The 21,361-nt window shown below is 74.0% G+C and carries 18 protein-coding genes; 11 read left to right on the top strand and 7 right to left on the bottom strand.

Annotated features, from left to right (window positions below):
* Positions 1-2: 2 nt before the first annotated feature.
* A complete protein-coding gene (locus ACQEVU_RS45900; RefSeq protein WP_433335926.1) occupies positions 3-1,256 on the top strand; it encodes an NAD(P)/FAD-dependent oxidoreductase in 1,254 nt (417 codons plus the stop codon).
* A gap of 26 nt (positions 1,257-1,282) precedes the next feature.
* Here the strand turns inward: ACQEVU_RS45900 and ACQEVU_RS45895 are convergent, their stop codons facing one another.
* Entirely contained in the window at positions 1,283-1,825 is a 543-nt protein-coding gene (locus tag ACQEVU_RS45895) for a PadR family transcriptional regulator (protein ID WP_433335924.1), read from the bottom strand.
* Positions 1,826-1,911: 86 nt separating this feature from the next.
* On the opposite strand from ACQEVU_RS45895, the gene ACQEVU_RS45890 reads away from it, so the two are divergent.
* The 4 genes from ACQEVU_RS45890 to ACQEVU_RS45875 all read left to right on the top strand — a co-directional run bounded on the left by ACQEVU_RS45890 (position 1,912) and on the right by ACQEVU_RS45875 (position 7,252).
* Positions 1,912-3,171: a carotenoid oxygenase family protein gene (locus ACQEVU_RS45890; RefSeq protein WP_433335922.1), complete on the top strand. Its 1,260-nt coding sequence runs from the start codon at positions 1,912-1,914 to the stop codon at positions 3,169-3,171.
* Complete coding sequence (locus ACQEVU_RS45885; RefSeq protein WP_433335920.1) at positions 3,168-3,839, top strand: VC0807 family protein; 672 nt, start codon at positions 3,168-3,170, stop codon at positions 3,837-3,839. Before ACQEVU_RS45890 ends, ACQEVU_RS45885 begins: the two co-directional genes overlap by 4 nt.
* A 120-nt stretch (positions 3,840-3,959) precedes the next feature.
* The gene (locus ACQEVU_RS45880; protein ID WP_433335918.1) at positions 3,960-5,102 is read left to right on the top strand and encodes an FIST signal transduction protein; all 1,143 of its coding nucleotides are present in this window, start codon (positions 3,960-3,962) and stop codon (positions 5,100-5,102) included.
* An 11-nt stretch (positions 5,103-5,113) separates the two neighbouring features.
* Complete coding sequence (locus tag ACQEVU_RS45875; protein ID WP_433335916.1) at positions 5,114-7,252, top strand: putative bifunctional diguanylate cyclase/phosphodiesterase; 2,139 nt, start codon at positions 5,114-5,116, stop codon at positions 7,250-7,252.
* A gap of 192 nt (positions 7,253-7,444) precedes the next feature.
* On the opposite strand, the gene ACQEVU_RS45870 is transcribed toward ACQEVU_RS45875, so the two are convergent.
* Together ACQEVU_RS45870 and ACQEVU_RS45865 are read right to left on the bottom strand one after the other, a co-directional pair.
* Positions 7,445-8,806 carry a carbohydrate-binding protein gene (locus ACQEVU_RS45870; RefSeq protein WP_433335914.1) on the bottom strand — a complete coding sequence of 454 codons (1,362 nt, stop codon included), beginning with the start codon at positions 8,804-8,806 and terminating at the stop codon, positions 7,445-7,447.
* Positions 8,807-9,119: 313 nt separating this feature from the next.
* Positions 9,120-9,275, bottom strand: coding sequence for a hypothetical protein (locus tag ACQEVU_RS45865; RefSeq protein WP_433335912.1), 156 nt, complete (start codon positions 9,273-9,275; stop codon positions 9,120-9,122).
* A gap of 77 nt (positions 9,276-9,352) precedes the next feature.
* Between ACQEVU_RS45865 and ACQEVU_RS45860 the strand changes: the two genes are divergently transcribed.
* Complete coding sequence (locus ACQEVU_RS45860; RefSeq protein ID WP_433335910.1) at positions 9,353-9,715, top strand: hypothetical protein; 363 nt, start codon at positions 9,353-9,355, stop codon at positions 9,713-9,715.
* A 66-nt stretch (positions 9,716-9,781) separates the two neighbouring features.
* Here ACQEVU_RS45860 and ACQEVU_RS45855 read toward each other — a convergent pair whose 3' ends face one another.
* Positions 9,782-11,791: a hypothetical protein gene (locus ACQEVU_RS45855; RefSeq protein ID WP_433335908.1), complete on the bottom strand. Its 2,010-nt coding sequence runs from the start codon at positions 11,789-11,791 to the stop codon at positions 9,782-9,784.
* A 24-nt stretch (positions 11,792-11,815) separates the two neighbouring features.
* Between ACQEVU_RS45855 and ACQEVU_RS45850 the strand changes: the two genes are divergently transcribed.
* Both ACQEVU_RS45850 and ACQEVU_RS45845 read left to right on the top strand, forming a co-directional pair.
* The gene (locus ACQEVU_RS45850) at positions 11,816-12,385 is read left to right on the top strand and encodes an acyl-CoA thioesterase (RefSeq protein WP_433335906.1); all 570 of its coding nucleotides are present in this window, start codon (positions 11,816-11,818) and stop codon (positions 12,383-12,385) included.
* Positions 12,386-12,510: 125 nt separating this feature from the next.
* Positions 12,511-14,460 carry an acetoacetate--CoA ligase gene (locus ACQEVU_RS45845; protein WP_433335904.1) on the top strand — a complete coding sequence of 650 codons (1,950 nt, stop codon included), beginning with the start codon at positions 12,511-12,513 and terminating at the stop codon, positions 14,458-14,460.
* A gap of 1 nt (position 14,461) precedes the next feature.
* Here ACQEVU_RS45845 and ACQEVU_RS45840 read toward each other — a convergent pair whose 3' ends face one another.
* The 3 genes from ACQEVU_RS45840 to ACQEVU_RS45830 form a co-directional block, all read right to left on the bottom strand.
* Entirely contained in the window at positions 14,462-15,280 is an 819-nt protein-coding gene (locus ACQEVU_RS45840) for a hypothetical protein (RefSeq protein ID WP_433335902.1), read from the bottom strand.
* On the bottom strand, positions 15,273-15,800 hold the full coding sequence (locus ACQEVU_RS45835; protein ID WP_433335900.1) for a SigE family RNA polymerase sigma factor: 528 nt from the start codon (positions 15,798-15,800) through the stop codon (positions 15,273-15,275). Before ACQEVU_RS45835 ends, ACQEVU_RS45840 begins: the two co-directional genes overlap by 8 nt.
* A gap of 147 nt (positions 15,801-15,947) precedes the next feature.
* Positions 15,948-16,622 carry a TIGR03089 family protein gene (locus ACQEVU_RS45830; RefSeq protein ID WP_433335898.1) on the bottom strand — a complete coding sequence of 225 codons (675 nt, stop codon included), beginning with the start codon at positions 16,620-16,622 and terminating at the stop codon, positions 15,948-15,950.
* 61 nt (positions 16,623-16,683) lie between these two features.
* Between ACQEVU_RS45830 and ACQEVU_RS45825 the strand changes: the two genes are divergently transcribed.
* The 3 genes from ACQEVU_RS45825 to ACQEVU_RS45815 all read left to right on the top strand — a co-directional run bounded on the left by ACQEVU_RS45825 (position 16,684) and on the right by ACQEVU_RS45815 (position 21,347).
* Positions 16,684-18,774 (top strand): FG-GAP-like repeat-containing protein, encoded by a 2,091-nt coding sequence (locus ACQEVU_RS45825; RefSeq protein WP_433335896.1) that lies wholly within the window; start codon positions 16,684-16,686, stop codon positions 18,772-18,774.
* Positions 18,775-18,966: 192 nt separating this feature from the next.
* Positions 18,967-20,115, top strand: coding sequence for a glycosyltransferase family 4 protein (locus tag ACQEVU_RS45820; RefSeq protein ID WP_433335894.1), 1,149 nt, complete (start codon positions 18,967-18,969; stop codon positions 20,113-20,115).
* A gap of 104 nt (positions 20,116-20,219) precedes the next feature.
* The gene (locus ACQEVU_RS45815) at positions 20,220-21,347 is read left to right on the top strand and encodes a mannose-1-phosphate guanylyltransferase (RefSeq protein ID WP_433335892.1); all 1,128 of its coding nucleotides are present in this window, start codon (positions 20,220-20,222) and stop codon (positions 21,345-21,347) included.
* Positions 21,348-21,361 lie beyond the last annotated feature (14 nt).

Genomic DNA, 21,361 nt, shown 5'->3' with positions numbered 1-21,361 from the left:
GTGTGACCGCCGCCACGCAGGCGGCGGCTCACGCCCGGCGGCCCGGCCCCGTCCTGGTGGGCATGAAGACCTTCCAGATCGTCGTTCTGGGCGCCGGCTACACCGGCCTGATGGCGGCCCTCGGCGCCGCCCGGCGCACCCGCCGGCTCGGCGGCCGGGTGACCCTGGTCAACCCGTCGAGCCGGTTCACCGAGCGGCTGCGCATGCACCAGATCGCGAGCGGCCAGCGCCTTGCCGACCGCCCCATCCCGCACCTCATCGCCGGCTCCGGCATCGAGTTCGTCGAGGGCCGGGCCGAGCGGCTCGACCCCGCGCGCCGGACGATTTCCGTCGTCGCGGCGGACGGCGCCGAGCGCGAGATCGGCTACGACGTGGCCGTCATCGCCCTCGGCAGCGTCGCCGACACCGTCACCGTGCCCGGCGCCGACGCTCACGCGTTCACCCTGGACAGCCCGCACACCGCGGCGCGCCTGGCCGAGAGGCTGGCGGCCGAGCCCGGCGGGACCGTTGCCGTCGTCGGCGCCGGCCTGACCGGCGTCGAGGCGGCCGGCGAGATCGCCGAGCGGCACCCGGGCGGCGAGGTCGTGCTGCTCGGCCGCGAGGAGCCCGGGCCGATGATGTCCGCTCCGGCGCGGGAGTACCTCGGCCGGGCCCTGGAGCGCCTCGGCGTGCGCGTCCGCGCGGGCGTGGCGGTGGCCAGGGTCCGGCCCGACGGCGTCGAGCTGGCCGGCGGCGAGGTCGTGCCGGCCGCCGCGGTGCTGTGGACCACCGGCTTCTCGGCCCGCCCGCTGGCCCGCGAGGCCGGCCTGGCCGTCGACGAGAAGGGCCGCGTGGTGGTCGACGACACGCTGCGATCGGTGTCGCACCCGGACATCTACGCCGTCGGCGACTCGGCGGCGATCCGCCAGGCCTGGGGCACCATCCACGGCACCTGCCAGAGCGGCATCCCCACCGGCGCGTACCGCCGCCGACGCCATCGCCCGCCGCCGGCGCGGCCGCCCGGTGAAGCCGTTCCGCTTCGGCTACTTCCACCAGCCGGTCTCGCTGGGCCGCCGCGACGCGGTCATCCAGTTCACCCACCCCGACGACTCGCCGAAGCGGTTCTTCCTGAAGGGCCGGGCGGCCGTGCTCTACAAGGAGCTGGTGACCAGCAGCCCGCCGCCCTTCTACCGCATGGCGCGGCGGGTCACGCTGCCCTACGCGGCCTTCGTCCTCAACCCCGGCCGCGCGCGTCGAGCGTGAACGGCGGCAGGTAGCGGTGGCGCGCCCGGGCCACCGCTACCTACTCGGTGTCGCGATGGGCCTGCTCGAGCTGCTCAAGCAGCCAGCGGGCCCAGTCGCGCTGCATCTCGAACCAGCGCCGGCCGAACTCGGCGGCGAAGCGGGCATAGCCGTGCGGCTGGCCCGCCGGCGTCGCGTCCTCGATCTCCTTGATGGTGTGCCCGAGCTCGACGGCCTGCCGGTCGCTGGCCGCGGCCATCTGCTCGGCCAGCACGCGCACGTCGGGCAGGTCGAGCGAGGAGAGCATGAACAGCCGGAGCACGAACTCGTTGCGCGCGGGCGCCTCGCCGAGCGGGCTGAACATCCAGCGGCGCAGCTCCGCGCGGCCGGCCTCCGTCACGCCGTACACCTTGCTGCCGCGCGAACCCTCGTCGACGACCTCGGCGAGGCCGTCGGCCGTCATGCGCTTGAGCTCCGGGTAGATCTGGCTGTGGCCCGCGTTCCAGGCGTAGCCGGCCAGCGTCTCCTCGACGCGCTTCGTCAGGTCGTAGCCGGTTTGCGGCCGGTCGGCGAGCAGCCCCAACAGGGCGTGACGCAGGGACATGCAAGAAGCTTAACCTGCCGTAAGTGACATGTCGAGTTCGTCATGACGGTGTTGACATGTCGTGGATGACATGTCAGTCTCGTCATATGGATGACGACAAGCCCGGCTTCACCACCCCGGTGCCGGACGAGATCGATGCCCGAGACCTTGCGGTCGACGGCGCTCTTCCGTTCGAGCTCACCGGGCGGTACTTCCGCAACGGCCCCAACCCGCGACCGGGCGACGTCGCCCCGCACTGGTTCATGGGCCACGGCATGATCCACGGCGTGCGGCTGCGCGACGGGCGCGCCGAGTGGTACCGCAACCGCTGGGTGGAGCCGAACACCTCCGTGCTGGACCACGCGGGCCGGCTCTTCGCGCTGGTGGAGAACGCGCCGCCGGTCGAGATCGACCGCGACCTCGGCGTGCTCGGCCCCTGCGACTTCGGCGGCCGGCTCACCACGGCGATGACCGCCCACCCGAAGGAGGACCGGGACACGGGGGACCTGCACTTCTTCGGCTACGGCGCGGTGGCGCCGTTCCTGACGTACCACCGGCTGGACGCCGGCGGCCGGCTCGTCGAGAGCCGCGAGGTCGCGGTGGCGGGGCCGACGATGATGCACGACTTCGCCATCACCGAGCACCACGTCGTCTGGCTCGACCTGCCCGTGGTTTTCGACCGGGAGCTGCTGGGCAAGACCATGCCGTACCGCTGGAGCGACACCTACGGCGCCCGGATCGGCGTCATGCCGAAGTCCGGCGCATCTGTTCAGTGGTTCGAGGTCGAACCCTGTTACGTCTTCCACGTCGGCAACGCCCGCGAGGACGCGGCCGGGCGGGTCGTCCTCGACGCCGTGCGCTACAGCCGTCCGGCCTGGATGCGCACGTGGGCGGGGATTGGCGGCGCGGCCGAGGGGGACGCGCCCGCCACCACCCGCCTGTACCGCTGGACCCTCGACCCGGCCACCGGCGCCGTGGCCGAGGAGGAGCGCGACGACCGGGCCGTCGAGTTCCCGACGCTGAACGACGCGCGGACCGGCCGGGCCAACCGCTACCTCTACGCGGTCCACGGCGACACCCTGGTCAAGTTCGACGAGGCGGGCGGCCCGGCCCGGACCGACTCGCTCGGCGAGGGCTGGCACCTCGGCGAGGCCGTGTTCGTGCCGATCGAGCCGGAGTCCGGCGCGCAACCGGCGGAGGACGAGGGCTGGCTGGTGTCGATCGCCACGCATGACCAGCCCGCCGTCGCGTCCCGGCTGCTCGTGCACGACGCTACCGACGTGGCCGCCGGCCCCGTCGCCACTGTTCACCTCCCGCGCCGGGTGCCGGCGGGGTTCCACGGTCGCTGGATCGGAGACGCTCGATGAGCAAGAACGTCGGTTTCCTGGCCATCCTCAAGTCCCTGCTGTGGGACGTGGGCCTGTCCCTGGCCGCGTACTTCGTCGCGCACTGGCTCGGCGCCAGCGACTACGTCGCGCTGCTGGCCGGCTCGCTCGTGGCGGCCGTCCGGGTCCTCTGGGTCGCCGCCCGGACGCGCAAGTTCGACCTGTTCGCGGCCGTGATGCTCGGCGTGTTCCTGGTCGGCCTGGGCCTGTCGTTCCTGACCGGCAGCCCGAAGTTCCTGCTCATCAAGGAGTCCTTCGGCACCGGCATCGCCGGCCTGGCCTTCGTCGTCTCCTGCTTCGTCGGCCGCCCGCTGATCTACCACGCCGCCCTGCGCATGCAGGAGGGCGACGCGGACCGCGCCGCAGAGTTCGAGCAGAAGTGGCGCGACCTGCCGCAGTTCCGGCGCGTCTTCCGGACCATGTCGGCGGTGTGGGGCACCGGCCTGCTCTTCGACGCGATCGTGCGCATCCCGCTGGTGCTGGCGCTGTCCACGTCGGCCGCGGTCACCACCTCGACGGTGCTGTTCATCGCGACGATGGTGCTGCTCACGCTGTGGACCGTCCGCTTCGCGAAGGCCGCCCAGGCCCGGGGCGCGCGGCACGAGGCCGAGGCCGAGACCGCGGCCCAGGCCCAGGCGGCCCAGGCCTGAGCGCCGGATCCGGGGTCAGGCCGGCTCGGGGGCCAGTTCGGGCTCCCGGGCCGGCTCCGTCTCCGGCCGGACGCGCGTGCAACCGCTCAGCTCGCCGCGGATCGTGCCGATAGCAGGGCCATGTCGAGCACCCCTGAGCGCTGGTTTGCCGCGGGCCACAGCACGGCCGCCGACTCGGCGAAGGCCGGCTCCGAGGCCGCGGCCGCGGCGATCGCCGGACGCCCCGCCGCCGCGGTCTTCGTCTTCTGCTCCGGCGGCCACGATCCGGCCGCGGTGCTCGCGGCGGTCCGCGCGGAGGCGGGCCCGGGCGCGGTCGTCGTCGGCGGTACGGGCTTCGGCGAGCTCTCCCCGGCCGGCGCGACGCAGCACGGGGTGGCCGTCGCGGCCCTCGGCGGCCCCGGCTTCACGGTCCGCGCGCACGCGGCCGGCATCGCCGAGCTGGGCTCCCGGGCCGCGGGCGCGGAGGCGGCCCGGGTCATGGCCGAGGTCGACGCCCCGCACACCGCGCTGCTGCTGCTCTGCGACGGCACCGCGATCGGCCCGCACGAGATCGTCCGCGGCGCGTACTCGGTCGTCGGCGCGGCCGTCCCGCTCGTCGGCGGCCTGACCGCGGACGCCCGCCAGCTCTTCGGCGACGAGGTGCTCACCAACAGCGTCGTCGGCGTCGCGATCGGCTCCGACCGCCCGATCGGCATCGGCATCGCGCACGGCTGGCGGCGCACCGAGCCCCCGCTGATCGTCACCCGCAGCGCGAACGGGCGCATCTACGAGTTCGACGGCGAGCCCGCCCTCGACGTGCTCATGCGCCGCTGTGGCGTGTCGGGCACCGCGCGGGACCTCTTCGCGGACGGCGTCAACCTGCGACCGCTCGGGCTGTCCCGGCGTAGCGGCGAGGACATCCGTTCCCTGCACGCCGGCGACGATCAGGAGCGATCCGTCTTCGGTACCGCGGAAATCCCCCAGGGCGCCCTCGTCTGGCTGATGGAGAGCGAGCGCGACGAGCTCGTGGCCGGCGCCGGCGTCGCCCTCGACGAGGCGGTCTCGGCCCTCGGCGGCGCCGACCCCCTCGGCGTGCTGGCGTTCGACTGCGGCGGCCGCAAGATCCACCTCGGCGAGGACGGCATCGCCGAAGAGGTCGCCGCGATGCGCGCCGCCCTCGGCGACGTGCCGTTCGCCGGCTTCTACACGATGGGCGAGATCGCCCGCGTGCGCGGCGCGTCCGGCATGCATCAGCTGACCCTGGTCGCCCTCGCGCTGGCCTGAGGGGGACGCTCGTGGCCAACTGGTCGACGCAGCAGTTGACCGAGTACTTCGCCGCCGTCAACAACGCCCCCGGCGAGCCCGAGGCGATCGCGCTCGCCGTCGAGCGGGCGGCCGAGGTCGTCGAGGCCGAGGTCGGCGTCGTGGCGCTCGACGGCGGCCTGCACGGCGCGTGGGGCTTCGGCGCGGCCGCGCCCGCGCCGCCGCTGCTCGCGCTGCCCGCGGCCGGCGGGGTCGTGCAGGTCGCCGGTCTCGGCGCCATCCATGCCGTGCCCAGCCAGCTCGCCGCCGGTCTGGCCGGCGCGCTGATCCTGGGCCGGCTCGACGAGCCGTTCGCGCCCGAGGAGCGGCAGATGCTGCAGGGCATGGCGCAGATGCTCGGCGCCGCCGTGCGCAGCATCCGGGCGCTGGCCGCCGAGCGCACCGTGCGGGCCGAGCGCGAGCGCGAGGCCCGCTTGGTCGAGACACTGCTGACCATCCAGCGGTACATCACCAGCCGCCGCCCGCTGCAGGAGATCCTCGACGCCGTCACGACCGGCGCCGCGGAGCTGCTCGGCGGGGCGTACGTGATGCTGATCCTCACCGACCCCGGCCCCCGCATCGCCTCGGTCTCCACGCCCGGCGTCCCGCGCGACGAGCGGCACTGCGCCCTGGCCCGCGAGGCCATGACGGCCGGCGCGCTGTGCGTGCGCGACGTGCCGGGCGGCAGCGTCGTCGGCGCGCCCGTGCAGGTCACCGGCGAGGCGGCCGGGAGCCTCGTCGCCCGCTTCGACGGCGCGGCCGGGCACCACGCCGAGCAACTCGCCGCGTTCGCGCAGCAGGTCGGCCTCGCGCTCACCGACGCGCGGACGGTCGAGCAGGTGCAGCAGGCCCACCGCGACCCCGTCACCGGCCTGCCCAACCGGGCCCTGTTCCTGCGGATCTTCCGCGAGCGCCCCGGATCGAGCGTGCTCTTCATCGACCTGGACCGGTTCAAGGCGGTCAACGACAGCCTCGGCCACGACGCCGGCGACCAGCTGCTCGCCGCCGTCGCCGGCCGCATCCGCGGCTGCGTCCGCGCCGCCGACGCGGTCGCCCGCCTCGGCGGCGACGAGTTCGCGGTCCTGCTGTCCGACGTCGACCCGGACGCCGTCGTCGCGGCCGGCGAGCGCGTCATCGCCGCCGTGCGCGAGCCGTTCCGGCTGCTCGGCCGCAACGTGTACATCGGGGCGAGCGTCGGCGCCGCACTCCCGGGCGACGCCGGCAGCGCGCCGGAGGAGCTGCTCAACAGCGCGGACCTGGCGATGTACCGCGCGAAGAAGGACGGTCCCGGCCGCGTCGTGGTCTACGAGCCCGCGATGCGCGCGGCCGCGCTCGACTACCTCTCGCTGCGCGGCGACCTGCAGCGGGCGCTCGCGGCCGGCGAGTTCGGCCTGCAGTACCAGCCGCTGCTCCGCCTGGACACCGAAGACCCGGCCGGGGCGCTGGTCGGCGTCGAGGCCCTGCTGCGATGGCACTCGCCCGCGCGCGGCACGGTCGCGCCGGCCGAGTTCCTGCCGATCGCCGAGGAGTCCGGGCTGATCGCCGACATCGGCCAGTGGGTGCTGGCCACCGCCGCCCGCCAGGTCGCGGTGTGGCGGCGGCGCCGGCCCGACCTGCGGCTCAACGTCAACGTCTCCGGCCACGAGCTGGTCCGCCCCGGCTTCGCCGGCCAGGTGACCCGCGCCCTGGCCGCGGCCGGCCTCCCCACCGGCGCGGTCACGCTCGAGCTCACCGAGTCGGTGCTGCTGAGCGACCCCCGCACCGCCGTCGCCGCACTGGCCGACCTCCGCGCGCTCGGCGTACAGCTGGCGATCGACGACTTCGGCACCGGGTACTCGTCCCTGGCGTACCTGCGCGAGCTGCCGGTCGACGAGCTCAAGGTGGACCGCGCCTTCATCGCCCGCGCCGAGCTCACCGGCCGCGACCTCGCGCTGGTGTCGACGATCATGGAGCTGGGCCACATCCTCGGGCTGCGGGTCGTGGCCGAGGGGATCGAGAACCAGGCCCAGCTCGATGCGGTACGCCGGCTGGGCTGCACCCTCGGCCAGGGCTACCACCTGCACCGCCCGCTCGACCCCGCCGAGCTGCCGACGCTGCTCGCGCCGCCGTCGGCGCTGTCATCCGCGGCGTAGCCCGGCCTGCCGACACGGTTCGCGCCGCCGACACTGTTTGCGCTGTCACCCGCGGCGTAGGCCGACCTGCCGATATGTCCGCCACTTCGTGACGGACATATCGGATTTTTCGGTTATGCGCGGGTTGCCGGATCGGCGGGCACGGACAAGGGGCCGAGCGGCATGCTCGGCCCCTTGTCCGTTCGTTCGCGGTCAGCGGCCTTCGAGCGACTTCACGTTGTCGCCGAAGGTCCAGCCCTTCGAGCCGTCCCAGTTGATCGACCAGTCCATCAGGCCCTTGATCTGGCCCGACACGCCGTTCCAGGACTGCGAGACCAGCGACGGGGCCATGTAGCCGCCGCCGGCGCCGGACTGGGCGGGCAGGCCGGGGACCTGCTTGTCGTACGGGACCCGGATCGTGGTGCCCTGGATCGTCAGGCCGGAGTTGAGGCAGTTGGTCTGGACCGTGAAGCCCTGGACCGTGCCGGCCGAGTACGAGTCACCGGAGCAGCCGTACATGCTGCCGTTGTAGTACTGCATGTTCAGCCACCACAGGCGGCCGTTGTCGACGTACTTCTTGATGATCGGCAGGTAGGCGCCCCAGATCGAACCATAGGTCACGCTGCCGCCGGTCACGTACGCCGTCTCCGGCGCCATGGTGAGGCCGAAGTTCGACGGCATCTGCGCGAGCACGCCGTCGATGATGCGGATGAGGTTGGCCTGCGACGTCGACAGCGTGCTGATGCTGCCGCTGCCCGACAGCCCGGTCTCGATGTCGATGTCGATGCCGTCGAAGTTGTTGGCCTTGAGGATCGGCACGATCGTGGACACGAACCGGTCCGCGACGGTCGACGAGCTCAGGTCGATGCCCGCGGCGGCGCCGCCGATCGACATCAGCAGCGTCAGGCCGCTCGCCTTGGCCTGGCACATCTCGGCCGGGGTCGGCACCTTGACGCCCGAGTCCATGCCGTTCTCCCACAGCACGGTCCCGTCCGAGCGGATGACCGGGAAGGCCAGGTTGACGACGTTGTACCCGTGCTGGCCGATCCGCGAGTCGGTGATCGGGATCCTGCCGAGGCCCGGGTGCACGCCGTTGGAGGCGCCGTCCCAGTTCTCCCAGTAGCCCTGCAGGACCTTGCCGGCCGGCCGGGACTTGACGCCGCAGGCGCCGCCGGTCGGCGAGCTCGACGGCGAACTGGAGGGCGACCGGCTCGGGGAAGCCGACGGCGAGGGCGATGACGTGCGCGACGGCGACGGCGAGGCGGTCGGGGTGCTAGTGCCGCCTCCGCCCGTGCAGGCGCCGAGGTCCTTCCACAGCGACGGCGTTGCCGCCGGGTTCCAACCGGCGCCCACATAGGCGGTGTGGGTCACCAGCGCCTGGTACGTGTGCCCGTTGTAGGTCACCTGCTGCCCGGCCGTGTACGTGTTGCCCTCGGCCCAGTTCGGGGCCGAACACGCGGCGGCGGCCGCGTTGGTGGCCGCCTGGGCGCCGAGCACGGGCGCGAGAGCCAGCGCCGTCACGACGGCCGCGACCGCGCCGAGGACCAGGGCGAATTTGCGACGACGAGATCTCACGGGACCTCCTGCCCATCGATGGATCGATGAGCAGGGACGCTATCAGTTAACACTATTAAATGTAAGGGTCGGGAACCTTAAAGAGGCGGCGCTGTGTTTCCAGCTCGCTTCGCTCGCGCCGGGGGAGCACGCTCCACCCGGACCCCCTCAAGACCTGCGGCGGCGCGCCCGGCGGCGAACGCCGCCTCGATGGCGGAGGGGGCGTGAGAGCTGGCGCTTCCAGCTCGCTTGCACCCGATCGCCGCAAAACCTGCAGCGGCGCGCCCGGCCACGAGCGCCGCCTCGATGGCGGCGCGGCGTGAGAGCCGGCGCCCTACAGCGGCGGCAGCTCGATCCGCAGCGCGGCGATGCTCGCCGGGTCGCCGACGATGTCGATCGCCGTGATGAGGCCGGCGTCCACGGTGAACAGGAAGATGCCGTACACGACGCCGCCCGGCGCCCACGCCCAGGCCGCCGCCCCGTTCACCATCGCCGGCTGCGCACCGCGGGCCCGCCCGGTGAACGCGCGCGATGCGCCCCGCCCCCGTCTCGGCCCGGAACACGCCCGTGGCGAGGGTCGCCGCGTCCGGCCGCAGCTCGGCCCCGGGCGCAAGTAGCGCCAGCAGCCCGTCGAAGTCCCCGGCCCGGGCCGCCGCGAGGAACGCCGCGACCACGTCGTTGCGGCCGGTGCCGCCGGCGACCGGGTCCCGCGGCGGCCCCTGTACCCGCCGCCGGGCCCGGCTGGCCAGCATCTTCGTCGCCGCGGTGCGGGACTATCTGCGCTCGACGTCCCGCCGCCGCTGGGTCCTGCCGCTGTGGGTCCCGGGCATGTCGAAGGTCAGCCGGGGCGCGCTGCTGCCGCGCCCGCCGTACACGGCCGGCCGGCGCACGTTCGCCGAGTACCTCGGCGAGTCCGGCGGCCACCGCTGAGCCGGGCCCGTTCGCGCGAACGGCCCCGTCGCCACAGCGGGCGACGGGGCCGTTCGTCGTCGAGCGTCAGCCCTGGCCGCGCGGCGGCTGGGACCACGGCGAGTTGGACGGGCCGTCGCGGCGCGGCTGCGCATCGAGCGGCCGGGTGGCGTCGGGGTCCGCGGCCTCGTCGGGCGCGTCCGCCGCCGCCTTGCCGCCGGGCTCGGCCGGCCCGAAGCCGAAGTTGGCGGTCGCCTCGGGATCGGCGACCGGCGCCTGGATGTGGGTGGTCGGCTCGCCCTCCCCGCCCGGTACGGCGGGCCCGGACCCGGTCACCCCGAACGCCGGCGCGGGCTTGAACGCGCCTTCCGGCCCGGCGGCGGGCGGGGCCGACAGGACGGTGGTCGCCTCCTCGGTCGGCGCCATCGGCTGGAAGCGGCTGCGCGGCCCGTCCTCGACCCCGGCCGGGGCGGCGGGGTTTTCCCCGGTCGCCGCGTGCCGCGGACGCGTCGGTACGGGCGCCTGCCGCCCCGGATGGAACGCCTCGGTCTCGTCGTCCTGCCCGGGCCGGATGTCCTCCCGGCCGGAACGCGCCGGCACGGCGAACCCGTCGAACGAGGGCCCGTCGAGGATCGACTGCTCGTCGGGCACCGGACCGCGGGCGGCCCGCGAAGGCAGCCCGCTCGGCATCTCGGCCGGCGACCCGGTCGCGCCGCCCGCCGACAGCGGCCGGGTGGCGTCCTCGTCGACCGCGTCCGCCTTGCCGCCGGGCGCGGGAATGACCGGCCAAGAGCCGGACGGCCCCAGGTCGCTCGACACCGGCGGTGGAGAAACCGGCGGGGCCGAGACCGGGGGCGGGGAAACCGGCGGGGCCGAGACCGGGGGCGGGGAAACCGGCGGGGCCGAGACCGGGGGCGGGGAAACCGGCGGGGCCGAGACCGGGGGCGGCGTGGTCGCCCCGCGGCTGTACGCGATGGCTCCCGGGGCCGTTCCCTCGCCGGGAGCCGGCGCGGCCGGGGGCGGGAGCGGGGGCGGGGATGCGGGCGGGGCGATCGGCGGCTGCCCACCCCCGTACGGCGGAGGAGACGACACCGGCGCCGTCGGCGGCCGCATCGGCAGCTCACTCGAAGGGGCGCCCCACGCCGGAGGCGGCGGCGGGACGGCAGCGGGCGGCGGCGGAGCCGAATCGGGCGTCAACCAGGTCGGACCCGCGACCCCCGCCGGTGGCCCAGAGACCGGCGGGCCAGGGACGGCCGGGGGACCGGGGACGGCCGGGGGACCGGAGACGACCGGGGGCGCGGAGACCGCCGATGCCGGCGGCGTGGAAACCGGGAAGGCGGGCGCCCCCGAAACGGCGCCGGCCGGCGGTCCCGACACAACCGGCGACGGCGGACCGGAAACGGCCGCGGGCGGCGGGGGCGCGTACGACGGGTAGCCGCCGCCGACGCCCGGCGCGCGCACCGGCTGCGTCTCGTCGCTGCCCGGCCCCGGGTAGCCGGCCGCGGACGGCAGCACCGAGGTGGCCCCGCCCGCGGGGAAGACGGTGGTGGCGCCGGGCGGCGTCGCGCCGTACGGCGGCCGGGCGGCCACCGGCGGAGGGGCGGACGGCCCCTGGCCCAGCGGGTACTCGTGAATGTCCGGCGTCTCGGGCCCGGCCGGCGCCAGGGCCACCCCGGCGGGCCAGGCCCGCCAGCGCTTCACGCTCGCGGCGGCGACCAGCAGGGCCAGGCCGAGCACGGCGGTGGTGCCGTTGACGACCGGGATTCGCAGGTCGGCCTCGAGGCTGCCCATCTTGATCGGCTTGAGGCTGTTGAAGAGGGAGAGCGGGTCGACGAAGAGGCTCACGTACGTGCCCAGCATCGCCAGGCCGGCGACGATCGGGCCGACGGGGGAGATGCGCAGGGTGGCGATCAGGCCGAGGAGGAGGCCGGCGCCCAGCAGGTACGCGGCGGGCTGCAGCAGGTCGACGGAGTCGAAGGCGCCGCGTCCGACCCATGTAGCCACCGTTACCGAAGACTTCTGCTGACCTATGGCGATCAGCAGCCACGCGAGGGGGGCGATCAACATCCCCGCGATCAGGCTTCCGACGTGTCGCATGGGTCGCACCGTACCGTCTTTGCCATGACCGAGCACACCGTCCGACCGCCCAGCCGTCCGTCCGGTTACTCACGGGTCACGCTGAGCCGGATCATGACCGCCGTGGACGTGAACCTGTACGGCACCGTGCACGGCGGCGTGATCATGAAGTTCATCGACGACGTGGCCGGTGCGGCGGCGGCGCGGCACAGCGGCGGGACCGCGGTGACCGCCTCGATCGACGAGATCGCGTTCCTCGAGGCGTTGCGAGTCGGCGATCTCGTGCACGCGTATGCGCAGGTCAACTGGACCGGGACGACATCGATGGAGGTTGGCGTGCGCCTCGACGCCGAGCGGTGGGACGAGGTGAGCGAGTCCGAGCCGCTCGTGGTCGCCACCGCCTACCTCGTGTTCGTGGCGGTCGACGCGGACGGCAAGCCCCGGCCCGTGCCGGCGGTCGTGCCCGACTCGCCGGAGAACGAGGGCCGGTGGCGAGAGGCAGAAATCCGACGCGAGCACCGTCTCGCCCGCCGCGAGGCTATTCAGCGCCATCGAAGCGGAGAGCCGGGGGCGGGAACGCCGAGGCCAAGAAGTAATGCCAATAAATCCGAATAAGTCGTGACCGCGCAGCCGTCATGACGTATCCGGGTCGGCAGCGTGGCCAGGACACACGAGTACAGGAAGTCGCATAGGGGCGAGCCACACTGAGCGATCGTTCGGGCGTGCCGCAAGATGGTCTGATGGCGAAACTGCTCTGGCAACCCCCGGCGGACGTGCTCGACCGCACCCGGATCGGGGCGTTCGTGCGCTGGCTGGCGGCCGAGCGGGGCGAGGCGTTCGAGGACTACCAGGCGCTGTGGCAGTGGTCCGTCGACCACCCGGCCGAGTTCTGGCGCGCGATCTGGGACTACTTCGAGGTCATCTCGCATGTGGCGCCGACCGCCACCCTCGCCGACGCGCGGATGCCCGGCGCGAAGTGGTTCCCGGGCGCGCGGATCAACTACGCCGAGCACGTGCTGCGCATGCCCGGGGTCGGCGACGACGAGCCGATCGTGCTCGCCCGGTCGCAGACCCGCGGGCCGGTCGACCTGACCGCGGCCGAGCTGCGCGAGCAGGTCCGCCGCGCGCGGGCGGGGCTGCGCCGGCTGGGCGTGGGGCCCGGCGACCGGGTCGCCGCCTACGCGCCGAACATCCCGGAGACGTTCGTGCTGCTGCTCGCGACGGCGAGCCTCGGGGCCATCTTCTCCAGCTGTGCGCCCGAGTTCGGCACCCGCTCGGTGGTCGACCGCTGGCTGCAGATCGAGCCCAAGGTGCTGGTCGCCGTCGACGGGTACCGCTACGGCGACAAGGCCATCGACCGCGCGGGCGAGGTCGAGGCGATCCGGGCCGCGCTGCCGTCCCTCGAGCACGTGGTGCGCATCGGGTACCTCGATCCCGCGGCCAACCAGGACTGGGCCGACCTCACCGCGGAGACCGACGAGCCGCTCGAGTTCGAGGCGGTGCCCTTCGAGCACCCGCTGTACGTGCTGTACTCCTCCGGCACCACCGGCCTGCCCAAGCCCATCGTGCACGGCCACGGCGGCATCCTGCTCGAGCACCTCAAGATGCTCGCCCTGCACCACGACCTCGGCCCCGGCGACCGGTTCTTCTGGTACACCACGACCGGCTGGATGATGTGGAACTACCTCGTCTCCGGCCCGGCCGTCGGCGCGGCGATCGTGCTCGTCGACGGCAACCCGGCCCACCCGGACCTGGGCTGGCTGTGGCGGGTGGCGCAAGAGTCGGGCATGACGTACTTCGGCACCTCGGCCCCGTTCCTGCTCTCCTGCCGCAAGGACGGCCTGGTGCCGCGGGACTTCGCCGATCTCAGCCGCCTGCGCGGGGTCGGCTCGACCGGCGCGCCGCTGCCGCCGGAGGGCTTCGAGTGGGTGTACGAGGCCGTGTCCGAGAACGTGCTGCTGGCCTCGGCGTCCGGGGGTACCGACGTCTGCACCGCCTTCGTCGGCGGCGTGCCGTTGCTGCCGGTCCGGGCCGGCGTGATCGCGTGCCGGGCCCTCGGCGCGCGCATCGAGGCGTTCGCGGCCGACGGCACCCCGGTCATCGGCGAGCTCGGCGAGCTGGTGATCACCGCGCCGATGCCGAGCATGCCGGTCGGCTTCTGGGGCGACGCGGACGGCTCCCGCTACGCCGACGCGTACTTCGGCACGTACCCCGGCGTCTGGCGGCACGGCGACTGGATCACCATCGACGAGTCCGGCGCCTGCGTCATCACCGGCCGATCCGACGCCACGCTGAACCGGGGCGGCGTCCGCCTGGGCACGAGCGAGTTCTACTCCGTGGTCGAGGGGCTGGACGAGGTCGTGGATTCCGTGGTGGTACACCTGGAAGACCCCGAAGGCGGCGCCGGAGAGCTGCTGCTGTTCGTGGTCCTGCGCGACGGCGTGGCCCTCGACGACGCCCTGCGCGCCCGCATCGCCCGGGAGCTGCGCACCGCGCTCTCCCCGCGCCACGTGCCCGACCAGGTGTTCCAGGTCGACGCGGTGCCGCGGACGCTGTCGGGCAAGAAGCTCGAGGTACCGGTGAAGCGGATCCTGACGGGCACGCCGATCGACCGCGCGGCCGCCAAGGGCGCCCTGGCCAACCCCGAGTCCCTGCGCTACTTCGCCGACATCCGCGCCGCCCGCGACTGAGTCAGGGTGTCGCGGACGCCGACGGCGTGGCCCCGGGCGGCCCGCAGCCGCTGATGCCGCGCTCCTGGGCGGTGGTCGGGAAGGTCCAGTGGCTGAACGCGGCTGTGGCGTGCTGCTGCAGGTAGTTGAGGTACCTCCCCTGGTCCTGGATCGAGTTGGAGACGCTGGCCGGGGCCGCCCGGGTGGTCTGCAACGCCACCAGGCCCTCCCCGCACGGGTTGCCCGGGTAGCTGATGACGGGCGCCTTGACGGTCGGCGAGTCCTTCGTCAGGAAATGCTCCGTGGTGGAGGCGAGCACGATCAGCTGGCGGTTTCGGTCCCACGAGTAGCGCGCCTCGATGAAGCGCAGCCGGTAGGCCGGGCACTTGTCGAACCAGGTGGGCGGCTGGATCGAGTACGGGTCGCCGTTGAGCACCCCGGAGCCGAGCACATAGGGGTCGCCATAGGCGGCGCCGTCCGGGGGCGTCGCGCAGGTGGACGGCTTCGCGGTGGCGCTGCCGGCGGGTCCGCCGACGGCCGCGCCCGGCGAGCCGGCGGCGGCCGGCGCCGAGCTCGGGACCGCCGCGGCGGATGCGCTCGGCGAGGCGGAGTCGGAGATGGCCGGCTCGGGCGGTCGCGGCGGCGCCCCGCGGTCGAGCGTGGGCAGCAGGGCCACCGCGAGCACGGCGACGGCCGCGGCGACCGCGGCGACCGCCACCTTCCGGCGCTTGCGACGGCGCAGGACGCCCGGGATCGACTCCGGGCCGGGCGGGCGCGCCGTGCGCACCGACTCGTCCCGGAACGCGTCGAAGCGCTCCCGCAGCGGATCCCGCTCAGCCATTGGCCGACCGCCCGTCGTCCAGGCTGAGCAGCTCGTTCAGCATCGTTCGCGCGCGGTGCAGGCGGGCCTTCACGGTGCCCTCCGCGGCGCCGGTGAAGGCCGCGATGTCGCGCACCGGCAGGTCCGCAACATAGTGCAGGATGACGGCCTGCCGGTAGATCGGCGGCAGCTTCCCGAGCGCGCGGGTGAGGTCCAGCGAGAGCCCGTCCGGGCCCTCGACGTCGGCCGGCACGAGGTCGCGCCGGAAATGCAGCAGCCGCCGGGCGCGCCGCCAGCGGCTGATCGCGAGGTTCCAGGCGACGCGCCGGACCCAGCCGACGGGGTCCTCGAACTTCGAGATCGCCGCCCACCGCGCGAAGGCGCGCGTGTATGCCTCCTGGACGAGGTCCTGCGCCTCGGCCCGGTCGCCGACGAACGCGTGGAGCTGCGTGAGGAGTTGCGGGAACGTCGCCGCGTAGAAGTCGGCGAATTCGGGGGCGACGACCAACGATGCGGTACTCCGGTCGGGAACGAGACCCATGCAGCCTAGATCGACCTCGTTGGCCGCGGAGCCCCGTGCCGCCGCGACCATCGAAGCCGTCCCCTGTCCAAGAGGGTGGTGGCGGCCGCCGGTCCGCGGCCGTCACCCATCGACACGCCGGCCGGCGCGGAAGGTTGCGAGCGATTTCTAGATTTCTGTCGCCTGCTCGGCGGCGGCGCGTCCGGGCAGCTTGGCCGGGTCGCTGTTGACGCTCAGCACGATGCTCGCGCCGGCCGCGAGCGGGCCCACGAGCCACTCCACCGGGTCGGGGTGGGCGACCGCGTCGACGAGCAGGCGGCCGCCGGGCAGGCCGAGCGCGCGGGCGCGCGCGACGAGGTCCTCGGTGCCCGCGCCGCCGACCGGGCCGGGGTAGTGGTCGCCGTGCTGGCGTACCTCGGCGACGTAGTCGGCCCAGCCGGCCGGCACCCCGCCGCGCATGGGCAGGCCCATCGGGGCGAGGCCGAGCACGTAGCGGTCGGCCGGCCCGGGCGCGCCGGTCTCGGCGGCGGCCAGCGACGCGAACTCGACGTCGGCCCCGGCTCCGGTCGGCTCGCCGTACGCCACGCTCAGCCCGGCCGTCCACGCTCCCAGCAGGATCGCCGCGGTCTGCCAGTGGGGCGGCAGGCGTACCGCGGCGACGTCGCCCGGCCCGAGGCCGCACCCGTCGACGAGCAGGTTCGCCGTCTTCGACACCCAGTTGGCCAGCGTCGCGCCGGAAAGCTCGGTCCGCTCGCCGGTCGCGTCGTCGTAGAACGTCAGGAACGGAAGTGACGGGTCTTTACCGACAATTGCCGCGAAGAGTGAAGGAATTGTATTCCCCATATGTCCAAAAAATCCCTTCCATAGCATCGCACCCGAGTTCTAGGGAAATGGGGCGGGCGAGATGGGTGTCTGGGCAACGCGACGATACCGGCGCGGGAAGCTGCTCGCCGTCGCCGGCTGCTCGCTCGCCCTCCTGGCGGCCGGTATCACCGCCGGTAGCGCCTCGGCCCGCCCGACCGAGCCGCCGGTCGCGCCGCAGAGCCTCGCCGCGCCCGTCGAGTGGGTCAACCCGGCCGGCCGCGCGCCCGGCGGCGAGGGCGTGCCGACCCGGGTCGCCCGCGTCGACCTCGGCGACTTCGACCGGCCCGCCGCGGGCGCGGTCGCGCAGGCCGGGACGCTCGCCGGCGTGCCGCTGGCCGAGGACTATCACCGCGGTACGCGCAGCCGCACCCTCACGGTCACCCGCGCGTCCACGGCGCCGTTCAGCGCGGTCGGCGTCACCTGGCGCGAGAGCGCGCGGGTGGGGGCGATCTCCGTTGCGGTACGCCATCACGTCCCCGGCGGCGCCTGGAGCGCCTGGCGGGCCGTCGGCGCCGGCGAGGCCGACCGCGACCCGGTCACCGTCACCGTCCAGGGCCCGCACGGCCGGCCCAGCACCGCGCCGGTCGCGCCCGCCTCCGGCCGCGTCGAGCGCGGCGGCGCGGACCTCGTCTGGGTCGGCCCGAGCGACGGCGTGCAGATCGCGGTGAGCGCGGCGAGCGGCCCGCTGCCGCACGACGTCACCGCCGACCTCATCGACCCCTCCGACTCGCCCGCCGACGCCACGCCGCCGCCCCCGCCGGCGGCCGAGGACGCGCCCGCCGCCCTGCGGCCGCTCATGCCGCAGATCAACCGGCGCGCGGCCTGGGGCGCCGACGAGCAGGTCATGGACTGGCGGCCGCAGTACGCCACGTACGTCAAGGCCGTGGCCGTGCACCACACCGCGACCGGCAACGACTACACAGAGTCCGACGTGCCCAAGATCCTCCGCTCGATCTACCAGTACCAGACGGTCAGCCGGGGCTGGGGCGACATCGGGTACAACGTGCTGGTCGACCGCTTCGGCCGGCTCTGGGAGGGCCGCTCCGGCGGGCTGTCCCGGCCCGTCGTCGGCGCGCAGGCGGGCGGCTTCAACACCGGCACGGCGGGCATCGCGATGATCGGCGACTACCGCACCACCGCCGTGCCGCCCGCCGTCGTCGAGTCGGCCGCGCACTACGCCGCCTGGAAACTTTCGCTCAGCCAGGCCATCGACCCGCGCGGCAGCGTGACGCTCACCGGGGGCGGGTCGACGTCGAAGTACCCGGCCGGGACCGCCGTCACCGTGCCGCGGATCTTCCCGCACCGCCAGACCAACCCGACCGAGTGCCCGGGCGCGAAGGGTATGGACGCCCTGCCGGCGATCCGCTCCCGCGCCGCCGAACTGCTCGGCGACCTGGTGAAGCCGGGGACGGTGCGGGCGGTGCTGGCCGCGTACCGGCCGGTCGACGGCACCGTGCGGCTGGCGGGCGCGCCCGAGCCCATTTTTACTTCGGGCCCGAACGAGATCGCGGCGCCGGCCGACTACGACGGCGACGGCAAGACCGACATCGCCACCTGGTCGCCGACCACCGGAAACTGGACGATCCTGCTCAGCGGCGAAGGGCGCACGACGGCCCAGTGGGGCCTGCCCGGCGACGTGCCCGCGCCGGCCGACTACGACGGCGACGGCAAGGCCGACCTCGCGGTGTTCCGGCCGGCCAACGGGGTCTGGTACATCAAGGGCGTCGGTGAGCTGCAGCTCGGCCAGCCCGGCGACCAGCCGGTGCCCGGCGACTACACCGGCGACGGGCGGGCCGAGCCGGCGATCTGGCGCCCGTCGACGGGACTGTGGGCCATCCGGGCCATCCGCGAGTGGCAGTTCGGCGAGCCCGGCGCCATCGCCGTGCCGGCCGACTACAACGGCGACGGCACCGTCGAGCCCGCGATCTGGTCCCCGTCGACGCAGCAGTTCACGGTCGAGGGCCAGGCCCCGGTGCGCCTCGGCGACCCCGGCGACCTGCCCGTGCCCGGCCAGTACGACGGCGACGGCCGCGCCGATCTGGCGGTTTACCACGACGGACGGTTCGACGTGCGCGGCGTGGGCAGGTACGAAGTGGGTGCGCCGGGCGACGTGCCGATGCCGTTGTTCTGACCCGTACGATTGCGGCCATTGCCCGCCGGGCATGCTTGATCACACGCGGCGATGAACTGAACACATGAGTTGATTCAGGCTGAATCCTGGGTGGAACTCACGTCCCCAGTCGCGTCGTGGACATCGATCATCGGTGGATCGGGCGTAGGCTTTGGCGCAAGACGTCGCATCGAGCCCAGAAGGAGTCGCCAAGTGACCCCCGGCCGTCCGCCACGCGTGCTTGTTGACGCCACGAGTGTCCCAGCCGACCGAGGCGGCGTAGGACGCTACGTCGACGGCCTGTTAGGTGCGCTCGGCGCCTTGGAGGCCGACCTGGCCGTCGTCTGCCAGCGCACCGACGCCGAGCGCTACGGCCGGCTCCTGCCGAATGCGCGGATCATGTCCGCCCCGGCCGCGGCGGCCCACCGCCCGGCCCGCCTCGCCTGGGAGCAGACCGGCCTGCCGATGCTCGCCCAGCAGGTCGGCGCGCAGGTGCTGCACTCGCCCTTCTACACGTGCCCGCTGCGGGCCGGCTGCCCGGTGACCGTGACCGTTCACGACGCCACGTTCTTCACTGAGCCGGAGCACTACGACAAGTCCCGCCGCACCTTCTTCCGCTCGGCGATCAAGACGTCGCTGCGCCGCGCCAGCCGGGTCATCGTGCCCAGCAAGGCGACCCGCGACGAGCTGATCCGGCTGCTCGACGCCGATCCGACGCGGATCGACGTGGCGTACCACGGCGTCGACCCCCAGGCCTTCCACGCGCCCAGCGAGGACGAGAAGGCGCGCGTGCGGGCCCGGCTGGGGCTCGGCTCCACGGAATATGTGGCCTTCCTGGGCGCCAAGGAGCCCCGCAAGAACGTTCCGAGCCTGATCCGCGGCTGGACCGCCGCCGTGCGCGACCGCCAGGACCCGCCCGCGCTGGTCGTGGCCGGCGGCCAGGGCCACGACGACGAGATCGACGGCGCCATCGCCGAGGTCCCGAGCCACCTGCGCCTGCTGCGCCCCGGGTATCTGCGCTATGCCGACCTGCCCGGCTTCCTCGGCGGCGCGGTCGTGGCGGCCTACCCGTCCTTCGGCGAGGGCTTCGGCCTGCCGATCCTGGAGGCCATGGCCTGCGGCGCGCCGGTGCTCACCACGCCTCGGCTGTCCCTGCCCGAGGTCGGCGGCGACGCCGTCGCCTACACCGGCCCCAGCCCCGACGAGATCGCCCGTGACCTGGCGGCACTGCTCGACGACACGGAGCGACGTAACGCTTTGGCAAAGGCCGGCGCCGCGCGCGCCAAGGAGTTCACCTGGGAGTCCAGCGCCGAGGTCCACCTCGCCGCCTGGGCCAGGGCCGCCGGCCCGCGGGGGTATTAGCCCCGGGTGACGGCAAACGTCACCCTCCGCAAGTGGAATAGGCGAAACTGGTTGTGAAGGCAACACCCCCGAGTTGTGGAAGGGCGCCCTCGACTGGGCATGATGTGCCCGTGTTCTACGCGGTGATTCCTGCAGGTGGCAGCGGCACGCGGCTCTGGCCGCTGTCGCGAGCCGGCCATCCGAAGTTTCTCCATGCCCTCACCGGCACCCCGTTGTCGCTGCTCCAGGCGACGTACGGGCGGCTGGAAGGCCTGGCGACGCCCGAGTCCACATTCGTGGTCACCGGCGTGGCACACGCGGCCGCCGTCGCTCGGCAACTGCCGAGCCTGCCGGAGGGCAACATCCTCGTCGAGCCGACCCCGCGCGACTCCTGCGCCGCGATCGGCCTCGCCGCGGCGGTGATCGCCCGCCGCGACCCGCACGCCATCATGGGCGCGTTCGCCGCCGACCAGCTCGTCCGTGACGTGGCCGCCTTCCAGGACACGCTCAACCGGGCGATCCAGGGCGCCGAGGACGGCCTGCTGATGACGATCGGCATCACGCCGACCCACCCCGAGACCGGCTACGGCTACCTGCACGTCGGGGAGCCCACGGGCACGGGCGACGTGTGCAAGGTCGCCGAGTTCGCCGAGAAGCCGAAGCTGGACGTCGCGCAGCGCTACGTCGAATCCGGTGAGTACCTCTGGAACGCCGGCATGTTCGTCTGGCGCGTCGACGTGTTCCTGGACGAGCTCGCGCGCCAGCAGCCGACGCTGCACGACGGCCTGCGCCGCATCGCCGACTCCTGGGACACCCTGACGCGCGAGGAGGTCCTGGCCGAGCTGTGGCCCGGCCTCACGAAGATCTCCGTGGACTTCGGCGTCATGGAGGGCGCCGGCCGCGCCGGCCTCGTCGGCACCGTGCCCGGCAACTTCGGCTGGAACGACGTCGGCGACTTCCACACGCTGGGCGAGCTGCTGGAGACCGACACCGCCGGCAACGTGGTGGTGGAGCTCGGCCCCGACGTGGTGATCGACCCGGGCGACCCGGCCAAGCCCGCGGTCCTGATGCAGGACGCCGAGCGCGTGGTCGTGGTGCCGCGCTCGGGCCGCCTGGTCGCCGCGGTCGGCGTCAGCGACCTGATCATCGTCGACACGCCGGACGCCCTGCTGATCTGCCCCCGCGCGCGGGCCCAGGACGTCAAGAAGCTGGTCGACTCGCTCAAGGAGCGCGGCTCGATCGAGCTGCTCTAGCGTTTCCCTGCCCA

This window comes from Dactylosporangium sp. CA-139066 (assembly GCF_050936175.1).
In the GTDB taxonomy this organism is placed as follows: domain Bacteria; phylum Actinomycetota; class Actinomycetes; order Mycobacteriales; family Micromonosporaceae; genus Dactylosporangium.
The sequence above is the reverse complement of the archived record's forward strand: the minus strand, read 5'-3'. Positions and strand labels throughout refer to the sequence as shown.